This window comes from Coleofasciculus sp. (assembly GCF_046539235.1).
Lineage (GTDB): Bacteria > Cyanobacteriota > Cyanobacteriia > Cyanobacteriales > Coleofasciculaceae > Coleofasciculus.
The window spans coordinates 1-21,633 of the sequence record NZ_JBKHHI010000073.1 but is presented as its reverse complement, the minus strand read 5'-3'; the positions used below and the strand labels follow the sequence as shown (position 1 = coordinate 21,633).

General features: G+C 46.1%; 19 protein-coding genes and 1 pseudogene. 11 read left to right on the top strand and 9 right to left on the bottom strand.

What is annotated here, in order from left to right:
* Positions 1-236: 236 nt before the first annotated feature.
* From ACLFWI_RS09135 to ACLFWI_RS09115, 5 genes and pseudogenes are all read right to left on the bottom strand, one after another.
* Positions 237-659, bottom strand: coding sequence for a hypothetical protein (locus ACLFWI_RS09135; RefSeq protein WP_446412680.1), 423 nt, complete (start codon positions 657-659; stop codon positions 237-239).
* Entirely contained in the window at positions 659-1,279 is a 621-nt protein-coding gene (locus ACLFWI_RS09130; RefSeq protein ID WP_446412679.1) for a hypothetical protein, read from the bottom strand. The genes ACLFWI_RS09135 and ACLFWI_RS09130 overlap by 1 nt, the downstream gene beginning before the upstream one ends.
* 118 nt (positions 1,280-1,397) lie before the next feature.
* Positions 1,398-1,736: pseudogene (locus ACLFWI_RS09125) on the bottom strand (type I restriction-modification system subunit M N-terminal domain-containing protein); the annotation flags it as partial.
* 197 nt (positions 1,737-1,933) lie between these two features.
* Complete coding sequence (gene hsdR, locus ACLFWI_RS09120; protein ID WP_446412682.1) at positions 1,934-4,258, bottom strand: EcoAI/FtnUII family type I restriction enzme subunit R; 2,325 nt, start codon at positions 4,256-4,258, stop codon at positions 1,934-1,936.
* Positions 4,259-4,514: 256 nt separating this feature from the next.
* Entirely contained in the window at positions 4,515-5,639 is a 1,125-nt protein-coding gene (locus ACLFWI_RS09115; protein ID WP_446412678.1) for an aldo/keto reductase, read from the bottom strand.
* A gap of 30 nt (positions 5,640-5,669) precedes the next feature.
* Between ACLFWI_RS09115 and ACLFWI_RS09110 the strand changes: the two genes are divergently transcribed.
* From ACLFWI_RS09110 to ACLFWI_RS09095, 4 genes are all read left to right on the top strand, one after another.
* Positions 5,670-6,638, top strand: a complete 969-nt coding sequence (locus ACLFWI_RS09110; protein ID WP_446412677.1) for a Rieske 2Fe-2S domain-containing protein — start codon at positions 5,670-5,672, stop codon at positions 6,636-6,638.
* 219 nt (positions 6,639-6,857) lie between these two features.
* The gene (locus ACLFWI_RS09105) at positions 6,858-7,841 is read left to right on the top strand and encodes a glycosyltransferase family 2 protein (RefSeq protein ID WP_446412676.1); all 984 of its coding nucleotides are present in this window, start codon (positions 6,858-6,860) and stop codon (positions 7,839-7,841) included.
* Between the two features lie 26 nt (positions 7,842-7,867).
* The gene (locus ACLFWI_RS09100; RefSeq protein WP_446412675.1) at positions 7,868-9,268 is read left to right on the top strand and encodes an AAA family ATPase; all 1,401 of its coding nucleotides are present in this window, start codon (positions 7,868-7,870) and stop codon (positions 9,266-9,268) included.
* Positions 9,258-9,818, top strand: a complete 561-nt coding sequence (locus ACLFWI_RS09095) for a hypothetical protein (RefSeq protein WP_446412674.1) — start codon at positions 9,258-9,260, stop codon at positions 9,816-9,818. Before ACLFWI_RS09100 ends, ACLFWI_RS09095 begins: the two co-directional genes overlap by 11 nt.
* A gap of 257 nt (positions 9,819-10,075) precedes the next feature.
* On the opposite strand, the gene ureC is transcribed toward ACLFWI_RS09095, so the two are convergent.
* The 3 genes from ureC to ACLFWI_RS09080 form a co-directional block, all read right to left on the bottom strand.
* Positions 10,076-11,794 (bottom strand): urease subunit alpha, encoded by a 1,719-nt coding sequence (ureC, locus tag ACLFWI_RS09090; RefSeq protein WP_446412673.1) that lies wholly within the window; start codon positions 11,792-11,794, stop codon positions 10,076-10,078.
* Positions 11,795-11,991: 197 nt separating this feature from the next.
* Positions 11,992-12,273 carry a DUF1830 domain-containing protein gene (locus ACLFWI_RS09085; RefSeq protein WP_446412672.1) on the bottom strand — a complete coding sequence of 94 codons (282 nt, stop codon included), beginning with the start codon at positions 12,271-12,273 and terminating at the stop codon, positions 11,992-11,994.
* Positions 12,274-12,641: 368 nt separating this feature from the next.
* Positions 12,642-13,187 carry an NADPH-dependent FMN reductase gene (locus ACLFWI_RS09080; RefSeq protein WP_446348385.1) on the bottom strand — a complete coding sequence of 182 codons (546 nt, stop codon included), beginning with the start codon at positions 13,185-13,187 and terminating at the stop codon, positions 12,642-12,644.
* A 275-nt stretch (positions 13,188-13,462) separates the two neighbouring features.
* Here ACLFWI_RS09080 and ftsH point away from each other — a divergent pair, with 275 nt between their 5' ends.
* Both ftsH and ACLFWI_RS09070 read left to right on the top strand, forming a co-directional pair.
* Positions 13,463-15,493 (top strand): ATP-dependent zinc metalloprotease FtsH, encoded by a 2,031-nt coding sequence (gene ftsH, locus ACLFWI_RS09075; protein ID WP_446412671.1) that lies wholly within the window; start codon positions 13,463-13,465, stop codon positions 15,491-15,493.
* A 181-nt stretch (positions 15,494-15,674) separates the two neighbouring features.
* A complete protein-coding gene (locus ACLFWI_RS09070; RefSeq protein ID WP_006105527.1) occupies positions 15,675-15,920 on the top strand; it encodes a UPF0175 family protein in 246 nt (81 codons plus the stop codon).
* A 48-nt stretch (positions 15,921-15,968) separates the two neighbouring features.
* On the opposite strand, the gene ACLFWI_RS09065 is transcribed toward ACLFWI_RS09070, so the two are convergent.
* On the bottom strand, positions 15,969-16,610 hold the full coding sequence (locus ACLFWI_RS09065; protein WP_446412670.1) for a M23 family metallopeptidase: 642 nt from the start codon (positions 16,608-16,610) through the stop codon (positions 15,969-15,971).
* A 261-nt stretch (positions 16,611-16,871) separates the two neighbouring features.
* Here ACLFWI_RS09065 and ACLFWI_RS09060 point away from each other — a divergent pair, with 261 nt between their 5' ends.
* The 5 genes from ACLFWI_RS09060 to ACLFWI_RS09040 all read left to right on the top strand — a co-directional run bounded on the left by ACLFWI_RS09060 (position 16,872) and on the right by ACLFWI_RS09040 (position 21,496).
* Positions 16,872-17,345 (top strand): hypothetical protein, encoded by a 474-nt coding sequence (locus tag ACLFWI_RS09060; RefSeq protein WP_446412669.1) that lies wholly within the window; start codon positions 16,872-16,874, stop codon positions 17,343-17,345.
* A 44-nt stretch (positions 17,346-17,389) separates the two neighbouring features.
* A complete protein-coding gene (cbiD, locus tag ACLFWI_RS09055; RefSeq protein WP_446412668.1) occupies positions 17,390-18,496 on the top strand; it encodes a cobalt-precorrin-5B (C(1))-methyltransferase CbiD in 1,107 nt (368 codons plus the stop codon).
* A 208-nt stretch (positions 18,497-18,704) separates the two neighbouring features.
* A complete protein-coding gene (gene guaA, locus ACLFWI_RS09050) occupies positions 18,705-20,252 on the top strand; it encodes a glutamine-hydrolyzing GMP synthase (protein WP_446412681.1) in 1,548 nt (515 codons plus the stop codon).
* Positions 20,253-20,498: 246 nt separating this feature from the next.
* Entirely contained in the window at positions 20,499-21,020 is a 522-nt protein-coding gene (locus ACLFWI_RS09045; protein ID WP_446412667.1) for a TM2 domain-containing protein, read from the top strand.
* A gap of 104 nt (positions 21,021-21,124) precedes the next feature.
* Positions 21,125-21,496, top strand: coding sequence for a hypothetical protein (locus tag ACLFWI_RS09040; RefSeq protein WP_446412666.1), 372 nt, complete (start codon positions 21,125-21,127; stop codon positions 21,494-21,496).
* Positions 21,497-21,633: the final 137 nt, after the last annotated feature.

Here is a 21,633-nt window from a genome sequence, read left to right as displayed (position 1 = left end):
GGCTTCCCCATGGAACCAAAAGCGAAGCATCCTTAGTCCTCCCCCCTCTTGTAGGCTGACAGGTGTAGGTTTTTTACTTTAGGGTGGGGACAAGACAAGGAGGACAAGGATGGAAAGAAGACAAGGGGGGAAAACCGTACAGCATTTTGTTCGGTCAAACTAACTTCTAAAAGCCGAAACGCCCTATTTTTCGTTCTCACTCTTCCTTGTCTACTGGTCTACCTGTCTACCTTGTCTTACCTCAACCCCAATCTTAAAAAACCTACCCTTGTGAGCTCCCACCCATCGGGCAATTCAAACGGCATCTCATCCGCATTAACAGGCGGTAACTCCTTCTGCTTCTTAATCTTCCCTTCCTTAATCAACCGCTTCTTCTCTTCCCTAATCCTCTCCAACAAAACCGAAGCGGGTTCATCATTAGCATCCTGCGGCACAAGCTTACCCATGACAGCGAGTTGGAGGATGGCTTGACGCAGTTGGCTGACGTTTTCGGGTGTGCTGTAAAGTAAGTCGAAGTTGTCGCAGATGCGTTGCCAGTGCTGGTTGAATGCTTCTGGAGTGCTAGGCGTGATCAGTTGGGATGTCGCTACCTCTCCCAGTTGTAAGATGTGCTTGTTCCGCTTTTGCTGACGTGCCTCTAATTCGTCGCAGAAGGACATCAGGCGATCGACTTTAGTAAATAAGCTTGAATTGGTTTTAAAATAATCCCTAATATTTTATCAACTTGATTAATATAATATTCCACTAAATCAATACAGACATTAGTTTCATCCAGCGTCAAAAACCGCCAAGCCGTACCACTGGTTACAACCCCATAAATGACAGGAATATCAATTCCTTGACGTTGATTAAAAAACTGAGCTGCTACCATTTCTGCTACACATTGCCCCAACCCGCCAATAATATTTTCATTTTTAGCCTCAACAATAGTAATCACAGGAGCGCTGATAAAAAACTGCTCTCTAGAAGCACTGATCAGAAAATCACAATATCCGATAAGTCCTTTCTCAATATCTACATTAAAATCAGTACCAGAAAACAAGCTAATCTGATAATTCAATAGCCGCCTAACTTCACTTAAAATGGGTGCAATCAGAAACTCAGAACGCGCCTTTTCCGTACCAATTGCCGTTGCTAAAGGAATATAATCTTGTAAAGTAACGCTTAAAATATCCGATGGCTTAACCCCTTCAACATCTGCAAATAAATTTTGAGTCTCATCCACCGTTAAACCAAAATCTTCCTTAACTTTAGATAACGTGAAATTGCTATATGCCATTGGTGAACCTCCTTCTTATATATTATTCAGATACCCGATTTCTTAAACAAGTCAAGTATCTCACCTTCATTCAAAGCGTTCATCAATTCCGCTTTCAACAAATTTCGCGTCTCACTTACGCATCCTCAAAGGCATTTTTGAGAATTCGCCCTTTCGGATCAATCATCTCATCCAGATTGATCGTTTTCAGCGTCTTAAATAACTTATCATTGACAAACTCCAGCAACTCATCCCCCGTTATCCCCTCTGGATTTGCCGCCCAATTGCGCCACCGCAATTTCTCCGGCAACGGTGAGGTATAGTTATCATCAAAAACCTCATACTCCATCTCGCAGTCATCGAAGACTTTGAGGAAAATCATCCAAGTTAACTGACTAATGCGTTGGGCATCCCCATCCACGCCCTCATCAATTCGCATGATGTCTTGGATGGTTTTAACAGTGGTACTGATGGACATAAGCAACTTTTTCTAGTAAGGTGGGCATTGCCCCCCAGAAACACAGATTAGAGGGTTGGTCAAGCGGTTCGGCATTTCAAGGTCAAGAATTGCAAAATCCTTGCCCTGTGACTATCTTGATCACTGACTATTCCTAATTTAAAGGGATGACAGCTTCCCCACCACAAACACAAATTAGATGGTAGGCATTGCCCACCCTACGATAGCCGATAAAGCTCGGTCTTCAATTGTCTCACAGCTTCTAGATATTTCTGCTTCCCGCCAAATAACTTGAGAATCTCCAACGGTGTCCCCAGTTCCCCAAAGGGCGGCACTTTCAACACCTCCAACCCCTCAATCTGTTCAATCCCCTCATCGGCATACTTATCCAGCAACGCCGCTAAAACCGCCCGTACCTGTTCCCCATACCGGGTAAAGTAATCCCGCTTGCGAACATTATTCGCCCGTTCCTGGCGACTCAACGGTGGTTGATCAAAAGCGACGTGACAAATCAAGTCAAAGGGGTCAAACTCCTTACCCACTTCCGCCTCTAACGCCTCAAACTCTATCCCCTGTTCATGCAAGGCATTGATAATTGCCTGTTTCTGTTCTGCTTCACTCCAACGCCGCAAAAAGGCATCCAAAGACGTATACTCCTGCTTAACCGTCTTGCGAGTAAAGTCTTTAATCGACTCTGTAACCAGCTTCCCATCCTTGCCATAATACTGCACCCGTTCCAGTGCGATCGCAACATCCTCATCGGCGACAACAAACTTAGTACGCTTCCCAGTTGGCACCCTTGGCGGGTCAATTATGACATCTCCTTGATCATCAGGCGGTACAATAGAATCCCCTGGTTTCGGTTCGTACACCTGCACCGGATAACCATCAAAGTCAGGGTCAGCGAACAACTCCGTCGCCTTCTTAAAGTCCATAATCGTAAAATACTGCTTGCCGTATGCCTCGTTAATCCGAGTTCCCCTGCCAATAATCTGCTTAAACTCCGTCATCGACTGAATGCGCCGATCTAACACTACAAGCTTACAGGTTTGAGCATCAACTCCCGTCGTCAGTAACTTTGAAGTTGTCACAATCACCGGATAGGCACTCTCTGGCATAATAAAATTATCCAGTTCTTCCTTTCCTTCATCCCCCGTTATCCGCATCACATACTTACGATTTTTGGCGACTAATTCCCCATTGGCATTCACCAACGCCCGTCGCATTCGTTCGGCATGATCAATATCTTCACAAAATACAATCGTCTTAGCATAAGTGTCCCCTGATTCTTGCAGAAATTCCGTAATTCTCTGGGCAACCAGAATATCCCGTTTTGTAAAGACTACCGTGCGGTTAATATCCTTTTGGTTGTAAATCCGGTCTTCTATGAGTTGACCGTACTTATCCAATTGTCCGGGTTTCGGTTGCCATCCCTCTAAATCCTTATCTGTATCAATCCGAATCACCTTATACGGTGCCAGAAACCCATCCTCAATCCCTTGCTTCAGGGAATAGGTGTAAATCGGTACGCCAAAGTAATCAATATTAGAAACCTCCTTGGTTTCCTTCGGTGTCGCCGTTAACCCAATCTGCGTCGCACTGCTAAAATACTCCAAAATCTCCCGCCATGCCGAATCCTCCGCCGCACTCCCCCGATGACACTCATCCACCACAATTAAATCGAAAAAGTCAGCAGAAAATTGCTTATAGATATTCTTGGCTTCTTCATTCCCAGACACCGCCTGATACAGTGCCAGATAGATTTCATAGGACTTATCCACCTGACGCTTCTTAATTTTAGTCATTGCCCCACCAAAGGGCTTAAAATCATTGGTCTTAGTTTGGTCAATAAGAATATTCCGATCCGCCAAAAACAAAATCCGCCGTTTAGTGCGAGACTTCCACAACCGCCAGATAATCTGAAACGCCGTAAACGTCTTCCCCGTTCCCGTCGCCATCACCAACAGAATCCGGTTTTCCCCTTTAGCAATGGCTTCAATCGCCTTATTAATCGCAATCAGTTGATAATAACGGGGTTGCTTCCCACCGCCATCGGAGTAATAATTCTGAGTAACAATGGGATTTTCTATCTCGCCAATCCCTCTCCATAGACAATACCGTTGCCAGAGTTCCCTCGGTGAGGGGAATTCATCTAAAGCGAGTTCTCGTTCTCGTTGTCCCTGAGTCAGCGTGCGATCGTGTTCAATAAAAGCATCCCCATTAGAACTATAAACAAACGGCACATCCAGGACTTCTGCATAGCCTAACGCCTGCTGCATCCCATCCCCAACACCATGATTATTATCCTTCGCTTCAATAATGGCGATGGGAATATTCGGCTTGTAGTAGAGAATATAATCAGCCCGTTTCGTCTCTCCTCGACTCGTCAACTTACCCCTGACTAACACCCTTCCCTTGGTAAAGGTAACTTCTTCCCGAATTTGGGTAATCAGGTTCCATCCTGCTTTCTCAACCAACGCAGGCGTGATATATTTCGTACAAATATCTCGTTCGCTCAACGCTTTCTTATCGGTTGGTGTCATTGCTGTCTCTAGAGTAATGGGGGCATTAACTAGAACATTCTGTTCTAATGGCAATGGCACTGGAATAAACTATACCGTAGGGTGGGCATTGCCCACCGGCTATACCGTAGCATTACCCACCAGCCAAAATTTCAGTACCATTCGTCCTAATCTGTTATAACCACCGAGCGATGAATTCAACTCGATCCAAATCACAGGGGAATTAGGTGGGCAATGCCCACTGATAAACTCATTTGGTGGGCAATGCCCACCCTACCTAACTGGGTACTTCGGCTTCCGGTGGAAAGCCATGCTGGATTCTGCCAATATCAGCATCATATTTCTTGGAGGTTTTAAACAGTTCAAAGCGTCCATCCGCCGCATAAACGGCACACTTATCACGCAGCGCCTGACTATGTTCGGGGTTCATCGGCTGAAAACCCCGGGCAATGGCTAGGTTTTGACGCAATACGTCCAGTGATGGAATACCGCTAACGGTGGTGGCGACAGGTAAACTCATCGCATAACCCAACGCTTCCTCAACGGTGAGAATCCCGTTTTTTATCGCTTGACCATTACCGCTTAAGCTTTTCATCCCAATGGGCGCAATACCGCGCCGATTTAGTTCCGGTAATACCTGCTGTTCAAAACTGCTAAACGTGGCGTCGAAACAGTTAAGCGGTAACTGGCAAGTGTCGAAGGGGAAATCGTAAGCCAGCATCTTCAGGTGAATCGCTGGATTTTTGTGACCCGTGAAGCCCACAAAACGCACTTTACCCTCACGTTTTGCCCGTTCTAATGCTTCAATTGCCCCATTTTGGCGGAAAATTAACTCTGGGTCGTTATCGTAAACAACTTCATGGATTTGCCACAAGTCTAGATAATCAGTTTTCAGTCGCCGCAGTGATTCTTCTAATTGTTGCATCGCCACACTCGCATCGCGTCCATGGGTGCAGACTTTGGTCATCAGAAAAACTTGATCACGCCGCCCAGCCAATGCTTTGCCCATCAATTCTTCGCTGCGGTGGTTATTATATTCCCAGGCATTATCCATAAACGTGATTCCCGCGTCAACGGCTTCTTGGACAATGCGCGTTGCTTCCTCCTGACTCGACGCATTACCCAAATGAGCGCCACCTAAGCCAATGGCTGAGACGTCTACGCCAGTGCGCCCCAGGGGACGACGGGGGATTTCTTCAGGGTTGAGGGTTGTCATACTATTTATATCTCCTGCAAGGGGCGTTTTTTGCCGCGGTGCGGCTGCAACTGGTTGGTTGATGGGTTGCAAAATTAAGTCAGATAGGGCGATTCCTGCACCGAGGACACCGCATCGTTTGAGAAACTGCCTGCGTTTGGGGTTGAGTGGGGAGTTATCACTGGCGGCTTTGTCGTTATCGGTCATCAACTTTTATCCGTTTACCATACTCTAAGTATGTTCAAAGACTCAGTTTTGCTCAACGACTGGCAGGTTATTGCGGTGGCTGATACTGTTGCTGCGGGTACGGTGCAGTCTATACGGTTGCTGGAACATGATTTAGTGATGTGGCATGATGGTGAAGATTTCGCGGTTGGGCAAGATCAGTGTCCGCACCGAGGGGCTGCTTTATCACGAGGAGTTGTTCGCTCAGGCAATTTGATCTGTCCTTATCACGGCTTGGCGTATAAAAGAAAGGGAAACTGCATTCGCATTCCTGCTCATCCTCACCTGACACCACCAGCAAGCGCTAGTTTGAGTACCTATCCCATTGTCAAACGCTATGGGTTAATGTGGACATCTCTAGGTCAACCCAAGCAGACAGTTCCTTGTTTTCCGGAGTGGGATGACCCCAGTTATCGTAAAATTCTCTGCGGTGCGTATTATTATCGCGCTAGCGGTTTTCGGGCTTTGGAAAATTTTCTGGATTTGGCTCATTTTCCCTTTGTCCATGAGGGATTGCTGGGAGACGTGTATCAGAGTGCGATCGCGGATTATCACGTCCAATCTACTCCAGATGAAATTATGATTAACAATATCAAAATCTGGCAACCTGACCCTGATGGTACGGGTGAAGGTGGTTATGTAACCTATACTTATCGAATTTTGCGTCCACTAACGGCTCATTTTGTCAAAGCATCGACTCAAGGGAACTTGGCTATTTTTTTTACCGTCACGCCAGTCACTGAAACCGAATGTCTGGGCTGGATGGGGTTAGCGATGAATTATGGGTTTGATGTTCCTGAAGCTGAATTAAAAGCGTTTCAAGATCAAGTTGTGGCTCAAGATATTCCCATTGTGGAGTCGCAACGTCCTCAATTATTGCCTTTAGATTTACAACGGGAGTGTCATTTCCCCAGTGATAAAGCCTCCCTAGCTTACCGTCGCTGGCTGAAACAAAAGGGGGTGAAATTTGGCACGATATGAAGTAATACGTCCGTAGGGGCGGGTTTAGGGACTAAATTCCGATATTCACCACTAACGGAACAACAAAACCCGCCCTCCCCACCAATAACGGAATTGAACAACAAAACCCGCCCTCTCCACCAATAAATGAACAACAAAACCCGCCCTCCCCACCAATAACGGAACAACAAAACCCACCCTGATTCATAATCAATAAGTCCTACAGCCGTTTACCCCTGAATGAAGAACAAAAATTCATCTCTAATACCCCATCCCTCATCCTTATTTTTCAGCGTTGTTATTCCCACGTACAATCGTCTACCCATTCTACAAAAGTGCCTAAAAGCTTTAGAACACCAACATCTCAGGGACAATACTGTTGTCGCTGGCTATGAAGTCGTCGTGGTGGATGATGGCTCAACAGATGGTACCCTAGAGTGGCTGGACTCTCATCGTCATGAACTATCCAAAGTGCGATCGCTCTCTCAAGATCACCTGGGTCCAGCCGCCGCCCGAAATCTAGGCGTTGAGCAAGCTAAAGGCGATACAATTATCTTTATTGATAGCGATTTAGTCGTCACCGAGAATTTCCTGCAAGCCCATGCTGATGCATTAATACAGGGACAACAGCAGTTAGGGAGCGATCGCGTCTTTACTTATGGCTGGGTAATTAATACCAACAATTTCGATAATCCCAGTTCGGAACCCTACAAGATAACGGATTTCTCCGCCGCCTATTTTGCCACCGGGAATGTTGCGATCGCGCGGAAGTGGTTAGAGGAAGCCGGACTGTTTGACACTCGTTTTCAACTCTATGGTTGGGAAGATTTAGAACTAGGTGTTCGCCTTAAACAGTTAGGCTTAAAACTGATTAAATGTCCGGCGGCTGTTGGCTATCATTGGCATCCTCCGTTTAATTTAGACCAAATTCCCCAGATGATTGACCGGGAAATTCAACGGGGACGCATGGGGGTCTTATTTTATCAAAAACATCCCACTTGGGACGTGCGAATGATGATTCAGATGACATGGCTGCACCGAATACTCTGGGGATTTCTTTCTCTAGGTGGGCGATTAAATGAACGAACCATGGCATCTTTTTTGCAATATTTGATTAATCGCGGGAAGCCGCAGTTAGCCTTGGAAATTGCCCGAATTTTCCTGAATTGGTACAACGTCCAAGGGGTTTATGCGGCTTATGCGGATATGGAAAAAAAGCGGTAAAACAAAAGAAAGAGTGTATTTAAGATATGAGTCAATCGACATCGACTGAAAGCAATGACAAGGAAGTTCAGGGAATCACCAGGATTTCTGTACAAGGGTTTAAATCGCTCTATGACGAGTGTAGCATTGAAATTCGTCCCTTAACCATTCTGGCGGGTGCGAATAGTTCCGGTAAATCCAGCATTATGCAGCCATTATTATTGATGAAGCAAACTCTGGAAGCTACCTATGACCCTGGTGCGTTATTACTGAATGGTGCTAATGTACGATTTACTTCTAATGATCAAATATTCTCTCATTTCAAATCAAAAGAAAATAGTTGTATGTTTTTGATTGATCTAGAAATAAATCAATCAAAACAATTAGTACAAAAATTTCATCGAGCTGATCGAGGCAAAATAAAAAATTATGAAACTAAGCATAAAGCAAACGACAAGGTATATTGCTTTTGGATTGACATGAATTTTCAAGGAATATTATCTTTATTGATGAATTATTATCAATACGATCAGTCCTTCTTGAATGATCTAAAAAAAGGCACAGGAGATATAGTTAATAATTTAAGCTATAGCATTAACCCTGAACGTTGTTTTCTTGATTTAACCTGTAAATCTAAAATTCGCGATAAAGAAATATGCTTACTGGAAGGTACATTCCTAGATATTATTTTATATGATAGCCATAATCATACAAGTTTATTTAAAAACCATATACGCCAATTCATTCATCTGCCAGGGCTAAGAGGTAATCCCGAACGGACTTATCCTACCACAGCTATTGGCAGCGAATTCCCCGGTACTTTTGAGAATTACGTTGCCAGTATAATTGATGAATGGCAGAAAACACAAGATGAACGACTTGTGAGTTTGGGTAAAGCTCTTGAGATGTTGGGACTGACTTGGACAGTTGAAGCTAGACAAATTAATGATGTTCAGCTTGAATTGTGTGTAGGTCGTTTACCAGGAAGAGACAGTGAAAATGATATGGTTAGCATTGCTGATGTTGGTATTGGTGTCTCTCAAGTTTTGCCAGTATTAGTAGCGCTTCTGGTAGCAGAACCAGGACAGTTAGTGTACATCGAACAACCAGAACTTCACCTTCATCCTCGCGCCCAAGTTGCTTTAGCAAATATACTAGCAAATGCAGCAAAGCGGGGTGTGCGTGTTGTTATAGAAACTCATAGTGAATTGCTACTTTTAGCCATTCAATCATTAGTCGCAGAACGTCAACTCTCGCCAGATTTGGTAAAATTGCACTGGTTTACACGGGGAGATGATGGGATGACAAAAATTAGTAGTGCTGATCTCGATGAAGCGGGTGCTTTTGGAGATTTTCCTGAAGATTTTAGCGATGTATCTCTAAAGCTAGAAAGTCGCTATTTAAATGCGGCTGAATCTCGTTTATCGGAAGGTTTCAGTGGTAGCTAAAGGGGTTTCCAAGCGACTGGTAATTGATGCGTCAGTTGCCCGTTCATCGGGTGGAGAGGATGCGACTTATCCAACATCGGTACACTGTCGGGATTTCTTACAAGCTGTTTTGGATATCTGTCACAAAGTTGTAATGACACCAGATATTAAAGAAGAGTGGGATAAGCATCAATCAAGATTTGCGCTGAGATGGCGTCGTCGGATGGTCGCTAAAGGAAAGTTTATCTTTTTTAAAGAGGTTTCAGGCGATAAGGAGTTATGGGATAAAATTGACCAGATGGCGGGTACGGACAGACAGCGTGCAGATATGTTTAAAGATTTACGATTACTGGAAGCCGCGATCGCGACGGATAAAACTGTGATATCGTTGGATGATAAGACAGCCAGAACATTTTTTAGCAAGGCGGCTGTTGATATTAACGAACTCAAAGACATTGTGTGGGTAAATCCCGATAAAGTGGAAGAAGAGACACCGATTGAGTGGCTGGAAAGTGGTGCAAAACCTGAGTCTAAGCGATTACTGGCAACCTGGTGCGATCGCGTACCATAGATCTAAGATTACACCAATTAGCTAAATAGATTCACCATATAGCCGGGAAATAAATTTCCGGCTAATAGCTAAAGTAAGCTAAAGCTTACTTATAGCAAATCCCAGTTAATTACCCTTTTATAATCCTTTTTATAGATGACAGTCCAAGTTCTAGCTTAGTTTACAGCTCTTTGCGCTGTAATAAAGTACAGTAGATCAAAGTCCCCCTTCAGATCCCCCTCTTCCCTTTTAGATCCCCCTTCCGTCCCCCTGTTCTCTTAAAACAAAAAGTAACGCTGTGCCATGGGTAAACTCTTCGCTGGTTCGCAAATTAACAATTCTCCATCTGCCCTAACTTGATAGGTTTCTGGGTCAACCTCCATCTCAGGTAATGCATCATTTAATTTCATATCTCGCTTACTCACTTGCCGGGTATTGGACACCGCAACTGCAGATTTTTGTAACTTCAATTGTTTAGCAATGTCTCGGTCTAATGCCGCCTGAGATACAAAGGTTAACGACGTAGCCGCGATCGCACCGCCAAAACTGCCAAACATCTGACGGCTGTGAATCGGTTGGGGTGTGGGTATACTGGCATTGGCATCCCCCATTTGTGACCAGGCTATCATACCGCCTTTAATCACAATCTCCGGTTTCACCCCAAAAAAGGCGGGTTTCCATAAACACAAGTCTGCCAATTTTCCTACCTCAACTGAACCCACATAGTCAGCAATACCATGGGTAATCGCCGGGTTGATCGTGTACTTTGCTACATACCGCTTTGCCCGGAAGTTATCATGATCCACTGTTTCCCCAGAGGATGAATATAAAACGCCCCGTTGCACTTTCATCTTGTGCGCTGTTTGCCAGGTGCGAATAATCACTTCCCCGACTCGCCCCATCGCCTGGGAATCGGAAGCAATCATACTAAATGCGCCTAAATCGTGCAAAATATCTTCAGCCGCGATCGTTTCCCGGCGAATCCTTGACTCGGCAAAGGCGACATCTTCTGGAATCCCCCGATCCAAGTGATGACATACCATCAACATATCCAGATGTTCTTCCAGGGTATTCATCGTGTAGGGGCGAGTGGGATTCGTGGATGAGGGCAAAACATTAGCTTGACCACAAACCTTGATAATATCGGGGGCATGACCCCCACCTGCACCTTCGGTATGGTAGGTATGGATGGCGCGGTTTTTGAATGCCGCGATCGTGTTTTCGACAAATCCAGCTTCGTTGAGGGTGTCGGTATGGATGGCGACTTGGATATCATAGTCATCGGCGACGCTGAGACAGGTGTCTATTGTGGCTGGTGTTGTTCCCCAATCTTCGTGTAACTTTAACCCCATTGCCCCCGCTAACACTTGTTCTACAAGTCCTTGGGGTTGACTACTATTGCCTTTGCCTAAAAATCCCAAGTTTACCGGAAACGCATCAGCGGCTTGCAGCATCCGATAAATATTCCAGGGACCCGGCGTGCAAGTCGTGGCGTTGGTCCCTGTGGCGGGTCCCGTACCGCCGCCTAACATGGTGGTAATCCCGGATGCGATCGCGACTTCAATTTGTTGGGGACAGATAAAGTGAATATGGGCATCAATCCCCCCAGGGGTGAGAATCATCCCTTCACCAGCTACAGCTTCAGTCCCCGGACCAATAATAATATCGACGTTATCTTGAATATAGGGATTTCCGGCTTTGCCAATCTGGAAAATTTTACCGTCTTTAATCCCAATATCAGCTTTGACAATTCCCCACCAATCCAAAATCAGGGCATTGGTAATCACCAGATCCACCGCCCCATCCGCATTAGATATGGGAGATTGTCCCATTCCATCCCGAATGACTTTACCGCCACCAAATTTGACTTCATCCCCATAAGTGGTAAAATCGCGTTCCACTTCAATGAACAATTCAGTATCAGCAAGACGGATGCGATCGCCTACAGTCGGACCATACGTTTCAGCGTAAGCGCGGCGATCCATTCGGTAACTCATCGCGGTTTCTCTGGCAGATGCTATGGGGCGGGTTAATTATACGGCAAAAGGCGCGATCGCACGTCCCCACAAGCACAAAAAAAGAGGAGGAAACCGATCTCCCTCCCCATTCTTTATCGATTGTGGCAACGTGAGTTTCAAACAATGTTAAGTTTTGTTTGATAACCTGTACCGATGTGCCAATTTCATGCTATCTCTTAAGCTGATAGCCGATGCTGATCAACTTCAACCTGCAACTGGCGACAGGGAATTTTCTCAATCTTGATCGCTTGACCCAGATAAGTTGATAAAACTTCGAGTTGAGCATCCAATGCCGCTTCAAACAACAGGCGATCGCCAGGAAACACAACACGCTCAAAACTGTAAGCTTTAGGGGTACCAATCCGAATCACTTGCAGTGAGCTAGTTGTGTTGGCATAGCTACAAAGACGTTGAGCAGAAGCACTCGTCGGTTGTGCAGGAATGGCTGATATCATCATGGGTCTTAGGTGTTCTTGAGTAACTTATTCTTGAGTAACAAAGCGAAGCTGATTGACTCCCTCTCTTTTAATTTTTACAAATGAGAGTTTAAGTTTACTAAAAATAATTGTTAAATTTATACTAAATTTTATATTTGTTGACAAAATTAAATATAAGAGGTATTGACATTTAACATTGAACCTCCCTGGTTAAGGATTTAGCAACAGGGAAGCGGGAATGAAAAACAGACAACAGACTATGGAAACGCCTCTTAGGTTTAACTATTGTTTTGTAACAGACTTATACAGTTTTTTCTCAAAAATCAGATGGCGTTGATCGGCTATCAACTTAAGACTAGAAAGATTCAGGCTGAAGTAACTTAGACTTGTTACAACACTCCTCGCAGCTTACGAGAATGATCAACTAAACTCTCAGCAAACTGATCTAAACGCTTCGAGAGTTTCTCATCTAAAAGCTTGCCATCTTCACCAAACGCTTGCCACGCTCGACCAAAAGCGATTTGCTCAGGAATCACCCAACCATGAACCCAACGGATAATCAGCCGGAGTTCATTGAGAGCATTACTGTTGGCTTGACCTCCTAACACACTCAGCAGCCCTGTCACTTTACCCGATAAATGGTCAAATGTCATCAAATCCAGGGCATTTTTAAGTACCCCACTCACGCCCCCATGATATTCCGGTGTGACCAAAATTAAGCCATCGGCTTCCTGTACCGTTTCCCGTAACCGGACGACATCAGGATAACCGGGATAGTCATCGCTACCGATACAAAACGGTAACTGCATCTGTCGCAGGTCAAGGATTTCTGTGGATGCGCCCAAGGCTTGCACGCGCTGAATGGCTAAGGTTAAGGCTTGATAGCTATAGGATTTAGCTCGCAGGCTACCATTAATGCCAACAATTTTTACCATGTCTTGCCGATTAATACTTTCTAATACAAAATACCTTAGTTCACTTGTTCCCGAAACCCCACACCCCACACCCCACACCTTGTTTACTATTGAAGTAGCTTACCCGCCCCTTCAGTTTTGAGACTTTTGAGCAAAACACCATTGAATCCTGCCCAAGCTACGGCTAGATTTGAGTAACGCTAAACTAGAAGTTGGTAAGCAGTTGAAAGTGCCACGTCACGCCTTGGCAGCATAACGCTGCGAGTTAATAGACAGGACCAACAAGGGAAATTTGGATGAACAACAGTTCCTGGATCAGATCATGGATGGGAGATGAACCGCGTAGAGGTTCAACGGGTAAGCCAAAACAGCCACAGATTAAACCTCATTATTGGTGGCGTATGGTAACCAGCTTAGTGATCGTTCAAGGTGTGATGTTGGGTGTCCCTGCCCAAGCGCAACAACAGACAGAGCCAAAACCATCGCTAAGCTATGGGCAGCTTTTGCGGAAAATTGATCAGTGCACTCCGCCACCCCCATCCCCAGCTGAAGATACCCCACCGAGTCAGACATCGAAAACGGATTGTACTATCAAAAAAGTTGAACTTGATCCCGCCGGTGATGTTGCCAGAGTCTACTTAGCTGGACAGGAAGACGTCGAACCGCCCCAAGAAGTCATGCTACTGGAGCAAAATGGCGAACTGATTGGGAAACTGCGGAACACCAATATTCCCTTGGATGTGAGACCAACCACGAATAATTCCGCCGCTTTAGGGCTGGTGATGCAATTATTTTTGCTCTTACTCTTGCTCGCTGGACTGATGATGATTCTGCGCCGCTCGGCGAGTAGTTCGGGTCAAGCGTTAAACTTTGGCAAATCCCGCGCTCGCTTTCAGATGGAAGCGAAAACAGGGATACAATTTGGTGATGTGGCAGGGATTGAAGAAGCCAAAGAAGAATTACAAGAAGTCGTCACGTTTCTCAAACAACCGGAACGATTTACCGCCATTGGTGCGCGTATTCCCAAAGGGGTTCTGTTAGTTGGTCCTCCGGGTACAGGAAAAACCCTGCTGGCAAAAGCGATCGCGGGAGAAGCGGGGGTTCCCTTCTTTAGTATCTCTGGCAGTGAGTTTGTGGAGATGTTCGTCGGGGTGGGCGCCTCGCGGGTGCGGGATTTATTCAAAAAAGCTAAAGAAAATGCTCCCTGCTTAATCTTCATCGACGAAATCGACGCCGTTGGTAGACAACGGGGTGCGGGTATCGGTGGAGGTAACGATGAGCGAGAGCAAACCCTCAACCAGTTACTCACAGAAATGGATGGGTTTGAGGGAAATACAGGGATTATCATCATTGCAGCGACCAACCGTCCCGATGTTTTAGATTCCGCCCTGCTCAGACCTGGACGATTTGATCGCCATGTTATGGTAGATCTGCCTACCTATAATGGACGGCTGGGGATCTTGGATGTCCATAGTCGGAATAAGAAATTAGCACCAGAGATATCCTTAGAAGCGATCGCACGACGCACTCCGGGATTTTCTGGCGCTGATTTGGCTAACCTGCTCAACGAGGCGGCTATCCTCACCGCCCGACGGCGTAAAGAGGCAATCACGCCCCTAGAAATTGATGATGCCATCGATCGCGTCAGTATTGGTCTGCAAATGACACCGCTTCTGGATAGTAAGAAAAAGCGATTAATTGCTTACCATGAGGTCGGACATGCCCTGCTGATGACCATCCTGAAAAATTCTGATCCCTTAAACAAGGTGACAATTTTGCCCCGTTCCGGTGGCGTGGGTGGATTTGCCCAACCCTTACCCAATGAAGAATTCATGAATATCAGTCGCTCTACTGATCTGGGGGATTTGTACTTGCCTCGGACGTGGCTAATTGATCAGATTACCATTGCCTTAGGGGGTCGGGCTTCGGAAGAAGAAGTATTTGGTCATGGTGAAGTGACTATTGGTGCCGCCAGTGATATTAAGAAAGTCGCAGAACTGGCGCGTGAGATGGTGACTCGCTATGGGATGTCTGATTTAGGTCCGGTTGCTCTGGAACGCCCGGATAGCGAAGTGTTTCTCGGCGGCGGTTGGACACAGCGATCGGACTATTCCGAAGAAGTTGCCGCTAAAATCGATCATCGAGTTCAAGCGATCGCAATGCAATGCTATGAACAAGCGCGTCAGCTAATTCGCGACAATCGACCGTTGATTGATCGCTTAGTGGACATTTTGTTGGAACAGGAAACCATTGAAGGGGAGCAATTCCGACAAATTGTTGCCGAACATACCCAACTGCCAGAAAAACAAATGGCGGTGATACATTAGAAAGGCAGAAGGCAGAAGGCAGAAGGCTGTAAGGTTTATGTCATCTGCTTTTTCGTCTATTGTTAACGGGTGAATTATGTTCGCTGTGTTGCCCATTGAACGGGTTAAATCGACTCGTTGACGCTATTTCTCAGATAATACCTGAATGAAAACCACTATTAAGTAGGAGGAGAGTTTGCCGATGAGTTTAGTTATTTCTGATGAAATTATTCGGGCAAGTGGATTATCTGAACCTGAATTCCTCTTAGAAATTGTTCTGCTGCTATTTAAGCAGAAAAAAATCAGTCTGGCTAAGGCAAGTCATTTGCTGGGGATGCCCCGGATTCGGTTTCAGCACGAATTAGCGTCTCGTCAGATTCCGATTCACTATGATGTGGAGGATTTTGAGACGGATTTAAGCAATTTACGGGCAGCAGGACGGTTGTGATTGTTATTAGTGATACGTCTCCTAAATAATGCTCCTTAATTCGATTCCTTAATTCGATGCCGTTTGGCGTCGGTACATTTCCCGGAGAACTAAGGCGGGGTCAATGTATTTGTCGGCGTACTTTAACCCCCAATGCAAATGAGGACCCGTGGTGCGTCCGGTCATACCCACACGACCAATTCGGGTGCCGGTGGGTATCTGTTGACCTTTCCAGATTTGAATCCCGCCACTGCGATCGCTCAAATACATACCTTGGTTATCTGTTTCCACATGACCTTTGAGGTGACAGTAAATATGCTTCCACTCACCGGATTGGATGGTGATAGAAGTGCCACAGGCGGTATTATCGGACAGGGATACCACCTGACCTGCCCACCAGTTGCGAATGTAACTGCCTTCGGGTGCGGCGATGTCTAAGCCGCGATGAAATTCTGTACCTGATCCACGGGGAGAACGACGGTAGCCGTAGGGAGAGGTATAAGCCTGAAAATTCTCAACCGGAAATGAACCCCTCTGCCAAGAGGAGTTGGTCGCGATCTGAGCAGGTGTAACCTCTGAGGCGGTAACTCGGTGTTGGGTGATGACTCCCCAGAGGATTAAACTGATTAAACTTAGTCCAGCGAACAGGAGAAAGCGTTTTACGGTTGTCTTGTGTTTTTTGTGTCCTCGGCGTGGAAATACTCCTGACATTTCCTCACTCCTCGATGGGATGAACTTTCCAAGTGGTTAGCTTCGCTACCTTAACATTTCCCAGCCTGAGATAGGTAGATCAGCATCAACTTTTTTCTTAGAACATGCGACAATTTACTGAGGCGGATACCGGGCTGGCAAGGCTATTATGGATTGGGGATGGCATAGTAACGCTTCCTGTTTCAGCGAGACGCCTGAAAATTTTGATGGTGATTTCTACCTTCTTTCAATGTCTTCCACCCTTTATCCTTTAGACTTCAGATGACAGCGACAGTCAAAATTCAGCCTTCTGGCTTCTGCGTTCGGTATCCCAAAACCTCCTGGCGAGTCACCTTCGTTGAGGAAGCGTCCGGGAAGTTCCGGTTTTCACTGATTGGATCTGACTTTAAGTTTGAACCCAGAGATCGCTATCGTTACCCAACTCATGATGATGCTAAACGCGCTGCTGTTTGCTTTCTGGAGTTGATGAAACGGTTAGCCCGTTCCCGGATGCGCTTAAGCGTACTAGCTGAGATTGGTCTTTTGAAATTCCCCCAACAACAGCATCGAGGGTATAAACTGTGGTTGGTAGTAGACCGCGCCCGTTATTCCTGGGAAGCCACTCGACAAGATGGTCTTTGTATTCGATCGCAACGCTGGTACAAGCGACCGGAAACGGCGTTATCTAAAGCACAGCAGCATATTGATTGCGAGTATGCCAAGTCTCAGATCCGGGATGTTATTGGCTGGGTTTAGGCGTCGCTTTGTCCAAGTGCAGAATCTAATCATCTACCATAGAAATGAGATCTGGATATACTCTACCCGTATTTGCTTGTGCTTCCGCTATGGCGGCGTTGCACTGGTTGCGCCAAGCTAAACCCCTAGATACTGTATCCGTAGATTTAATTGAACCTCCAGAAACGGCAGAAATTCCGATTGAGCAAGTCGCCGGAATTCACGAAGGAATGGCATTGGCAATTACCCGCAGTGATCCGGGGGATAACATTGATCTAACCAGAAATACTCCGATTTGGGCAGTTGTGGAATGGGGACAATCTGAGCAAACCGACCAGGTAAAGATAGTCGGCGGTGAAGGAATTGGGCGACAATTAAATGCCGCAGGAAAAGCGGCAATTTATCGCTATGCTGAGACGTTATTACAAAGGAATCTCAGTCGCTTACTTGCACCCGATGAGAAAATTCAGGTGACAATTATTTTACCCGAAGGTCGTATTCTGGCAGAACGGACATCGAATGCTGCGTTTGGTGTACTAGAAGGATTATCACTGTTGGGAACTACAGGTATTTCTCAACCGTTAAGCGCTCCTGAGCAACTGCAAGCTTATCGCGAACAATTACAAGTTAAAGCCCTCTGCTTTGATTGTTTAGTCTTTTGTGTGGGCGAAAATGGGTTAAATTTGGCGCGACAGAGGGGAATTAATCCAGAGCAATTAGTCAAAACGGCAAATTGGCTAGGACCTCTATTAGTGGCGGCGGGATGGCAGGAAATTCCCGAACTTTTATTATTCGGGTATCATGGTAAGCTGATCAAGTTAGCCGGTGGAATTTTTCACACCCATCATCACTTAGCCGATGGACGCTTGGAAATTCTCACCGCTCATGGCGCTCAAGTGGGATTACCCACGCCGATTTTACAGGCAGTTTTTACCAGTCCCACCACCGAAGCCGCGTTGACCTATTTGCGGCAATTGGATGCTAAGGAGGGGAGTGATTGGGTGAATCAGATTTATCGAGCGATCGCGTCTACGATAGATAAACGTAGCCAAGACTATATTTATAAGCATAGCCAGCAAGAAGTACGAGTCGGTTCCCTGTTATTTGATCGCAACCGCCAAGTCATCGTCACTAGCCCAACGGGAGCAACATTACTTTCGCAATTATGTTAAGTTGGTAAGAATATCTATAAAGCTTGGCTCCATCTGTTAAACCAATAGATTCTCTTGCTATCAGTAGCAGACTTGCTCGGCGAGATATATCCTTATCTTACTCAAATTTCGCTCACGGGACAAAGCAGTGACTAGACCAACAGGAAACGCATCTCAACCAGTAGAGATATTACCCACAACCACTCTACAAAACCAATTACATCGCCAGATGATTGTGATTCTGGATTTTGGCTCTCAATATTCAGAACTCATCGCTCGTCGTATCCGCGAAACCCAGGTGTATTCGGAAGTCATCTCCTATCGCACCAGCGCCGAACAACTCCGACAACTGAGTCCCAAAGGAATTATTCTATCGGGAGGTCCGAATTCCGTCTACGATGACGCTGCACCTCAGTGTGATCCCGAAATTTTGCTTATGGGTATCCCTATATTGGGGGTTTGCTATGGGATGCAGTTAATGGTACAGCAACTAGGTGGGAAAGTAACTCGCTCTCAACGGGGAGAGTATGGCAAAGCGTCGCTGCATATCGATGATCCCACGGACTTGTTGACGAATGTGGAAGAAAGTTCAACGATGTGGATGAGCCATGGGGATTCCTGTCAGGAATTGCCAGACGGCTTTGAAATTCTTGCCCATACCGATAATACTCCTTGCGCCGCGATCGCAGATCACCAGAAGCAGCTCTATGGGGTGCAGTTTCACCCGGAAGTCGTGCATTCGGTTGGGGGTATCGCGTTAATTCGCAATTTCGTTTATCACATCTGCGAGTGCGAACCCACTTGGACGACGGAAGCTTTTGTCGAGGAAGCCATTCGGGAAATTCGCGCCAAGGTGGGAGATAAACGGGTACTGCTAGCTCTTTCCGGAGGTGTGGATTCCTCAACCCTAGCCTTCTTACTGCACAAGGCGATTGGCGACCAATTGACCTGTATGTTTATTGACCAAGGCTTCATGCGAAAACTGGAGCCAGAACGGTTGGTCAAGCTGTTTCAGGAGGAATTTCATATTCCTGTAGAATATGTTAACGCCCGCGATCGCTTCCTGGCTCGACTCGAAGGGGTGAGTGATCCTGAACAAAAGCGTCGTCGTATTGGTCACGAGTTTATTAGTGTCTTTGAAGAACAATCCAAAATCCTGGGTCCTTTTGATTATTTGGCTCAGGGTACGCTTTACCCCGATGTGATTGAGTCGGCGGATACTAATGTTGATCCCAAAACCGGGGAACGGGTGGCGGTGAAAATTAAGAGTCATCATAATGTGGGTGGTTTACCCAAAGACTTGCGCTTTAAGCTGGTTGAACCTTTACGGAAACTCTTCAAAGACGAAGTTCGCAAAGTGGGACGTTCTATTGGTTTACCCGAAGAAATTGTTCGGCGTCATCCCTTCCCCGGACCCGGATTAGCGATTCGGATTATTGGCGAAGTCACCGCAGAACGGCTGAATATTCTGCGCGATGCGGATTTGATTGTTCGCCAGGAAATTAATCGCCACGGACTTTATCATGAACTTTGGCAAGCGTTTGCTGTTTTACTCCCGATTCGCAGTGTTGGGGTAATGGGGGATCAGCGCACTTATGCCTATCCGATTGTACTGCGTTTGGTGAGTAGTGAGGACGGGATGACGGCGGATTGGTCGCGAGTTCCTTACGATTTACTCGAACTCATTTCTAATCGGATTGTGAATGAAGTTAAGGGTGTGAATCGGGTGGCTTACGATATTACCTCTAAGCCACCGGGAACCATTGAGTGGGAATAGTGATTTAGGGGGAGCTGGGGGAGCTTATAGAGACTCCTCACCCCAACACTTGTTCAGCAACCCCTATATAGTGAAACCCGTCCCTACATGTCTCAATACTTAAAACGTTTCGCTCAAAGTTTGGCGATAATGAAAGAAAGCGTGAAAAAAACCACAGGGCAATTTACAACACTGGAGTTTAAGCCGATGCAGCCTGTGACCGGGAGAGAGCGCTTTAGTTAAACCAAACCAAGAGGAGGATTAACAATGGATATAAATAGACGTGAGGGGAGTTATTTGTTGTGGTTCGGCTTTCTGTTTGGATTTGCCGGACTGCACCGTTTCTACAATGGTAAGATTGGCACAGGTTTGTTGTGGTTTTGTACGGGGGGATTATTTGGGGTTGGTCAATTCGTTGACCTGTTTCTGATTCCCGGCATGGTAGAAGAACATTATCTCAAATATGGGAAGCGCGATCGCATCGCTGGAGAAGCAACGGTTTCTGGTTCACCCACATTAGTCCAGCCTGATCATGCTCCTGCTACTTTAAACCATGACTCGTTTGTTGTCCAATTAGTAAAAGCAGCTGAAGCGAGAGGCGGTAAATTGTCCGTGACTCAGGGGGTTGTCGATACGGGAAGAGGTTTTGCGGAAGTAGAAGCGACGTTGAACGATTTGGTCAAGTCCGGTTATGTGAATATTGACAATGACCCCGATACAGGCGTTGTCGTTTATGCGTTTCCAGAATTAGGGTTGAGTGTTAATCCTGAGTTAAAGCGATGGGTGTAGCTTGCGTTTTAGAGTGTTGAGTGTGTAGGGGCTCACGTCACCGCTTAAAGGCTGGAGACAGTGTACAATCTGGCTGTATCGGACTTATACGCTGGGAGTGCTTTGTGTATTATCTTCACGAACCGCCTTATTTATTGTTAGTGATGGGTTTATTGGCTGGGATTACCTGTGGTGCGGCTTTTGAAGCCACACTGAAACAAAAGGTACAGGAATGGTCAAAAAACCGTTCCTCTCGCAGTCTGGCTCAAATGCAAGGATTGCCATTATTCATCCCATTCCTCGGAATTTCCGCCGGAATTTGTGTATTTCTGGCGGCTGGGCTAGAAATTTTTAGCTTTCCCCCATTCCTGGCTTACACCATTTCCCTACCCCTAACTCTATTCATTGGCTGGTTAGTGTGGTATCAGTTGGGTAAACTTTTAGGACAGCTAGAACGAGGCGGCTCAAAAGCCATAGACCTCGACGCCTGGGAATAGTCCGGCTCTCGTTCCCAGACGCGCCATGGCGCGTCTCTACACCCCCACCATTGGTGTCAACTTAAGCTCTTGCCAGAACGCAATACCTTGACGCGACCCCACCCTAACCCTTCCCTTATCAAGGGGAGGGAACGTTT

Excerpts from the sequence above, each read along its gene's own strand:
- ACLFWI_RS09135 (WP_446412680.1), bottom strand. The coding sequence starts at position 659 with ATGTCCTTCTGCGACGAATTAGAGGCACGTCAGCAAAAGCGGAACAAG.
- ACLFWI_RS09130 (WP_446412679.1), bottom strand. The coding sequence starts at position 1,279 with ATGGCATATAGCAATTTCACGTTATCTAAAGTTAAGGAAGATTTTGGT.
- hsdR (WP_446412682.1), bottom strand. The coding sequence starts at position 4,258 with ATGACACCAACCGATAAGAAAGCGTTGAGCGAACGAGATATTTGTACG.
- ACLFWI_RS09115 (WP_446412678.1), bottom strand. The coding sequence starts at position 5,639 with ATGACCGATAACGACAAAGCCGCCAGTGATAACTCCCCACTCAACCCC.
- ACLFWI_RS09110 (WP_446412677.1), top strand. The coding sequence starts at position 5,670 with ATGTTCAAAGACTCAGTTTTGCTCAACGACTGGCAGGTTATTGCGGTG.
- ACLFWI_RS09105 (WP_446412676.1), top strand. The coding sequence starts at position 6,858 with ATGAAGAACAAAAATTCATCTCTAATACCCCATCCCTCATCCTTATTT.
- ACLFWI_RS09100 (WP_446412675.1), top strand. The coding sequence starts at position 7,868 with ATGAGTCAATCGACATCGACTGAAAGCAATGACAAGGAAGTTCAGGGA.
- ureC (WP_446412673.1), bottom strand. The coding sequence starts at position 11,794 with ATGAGTTACCGAATGGATCGCCGCGCTTACGCTGAAACGTATGGTCCG.
- ACLFWI_RS09085 (WP_446412672.1), bottom strand. The coding sequence starts at position 12,273 with ATGATGATATCAGCCATTCCTGCACAACCGACGAGTGCTTCTGCTCAA.
- ACLFWI_RS09080 (WP_446348385.1), bottom strand. The coding sequence starts at position 13,187 with ATGGTAAAAATTGTTGGCATTAATGGTAGCCTGCGAGCTAAATCCTAT.
- ftsH (WP_446412671.1), top strand. The coding sequence starts at position 13,463 with ATGAACAACAGTTCCTGGATCAGATCATGGATGGGAGATGAACCGCGT.
- ACLFWI_RS09070 (WP_006105527.1), top strand. The coding sequence starts at position 15,675 with ATGAGTTTAGTTATTTCTGATGAAATTATTCGGGCAAGTGGATTATCT.
- ACLFWI_RS09065 (WP_446412670.1), bottom strand. The coding sequence starts at position 16,610 with ATGTCAGGAGTATTTCCACGCCGAGGACACAAAAAACACAAGACAACC.
- ACLFWI_RS09060 (WP_446412669.1), top strand. The coding sequence starts at position 16,872 with ATGACAGCGACAGTCAAAATTCAGCCTTCTGGCTTCTGCGTTCGGTAT.
- cbiD (WP_446412668.1), top strand. The coding sequence starts at position 17,390 with ATGAGATCTGGATATACTCTACCCGTATTTGCTTGTGCTTCCGCTATG.
- guaA (WP_446412681.1), top strand. The coding sequence starts at position 18,705 with ATGATTGTGATTCTGGATTTTGGCTCTCAATATTCAGAACTCATCGCT.
- ACLFWI_RS09045 (WP_446412667.1), top strand. The coding sequence starts at position 20,499 with ATGGATATAAATAGACGTGAGGGGAGTTATTTGTTGTGGTTCGGCTTT.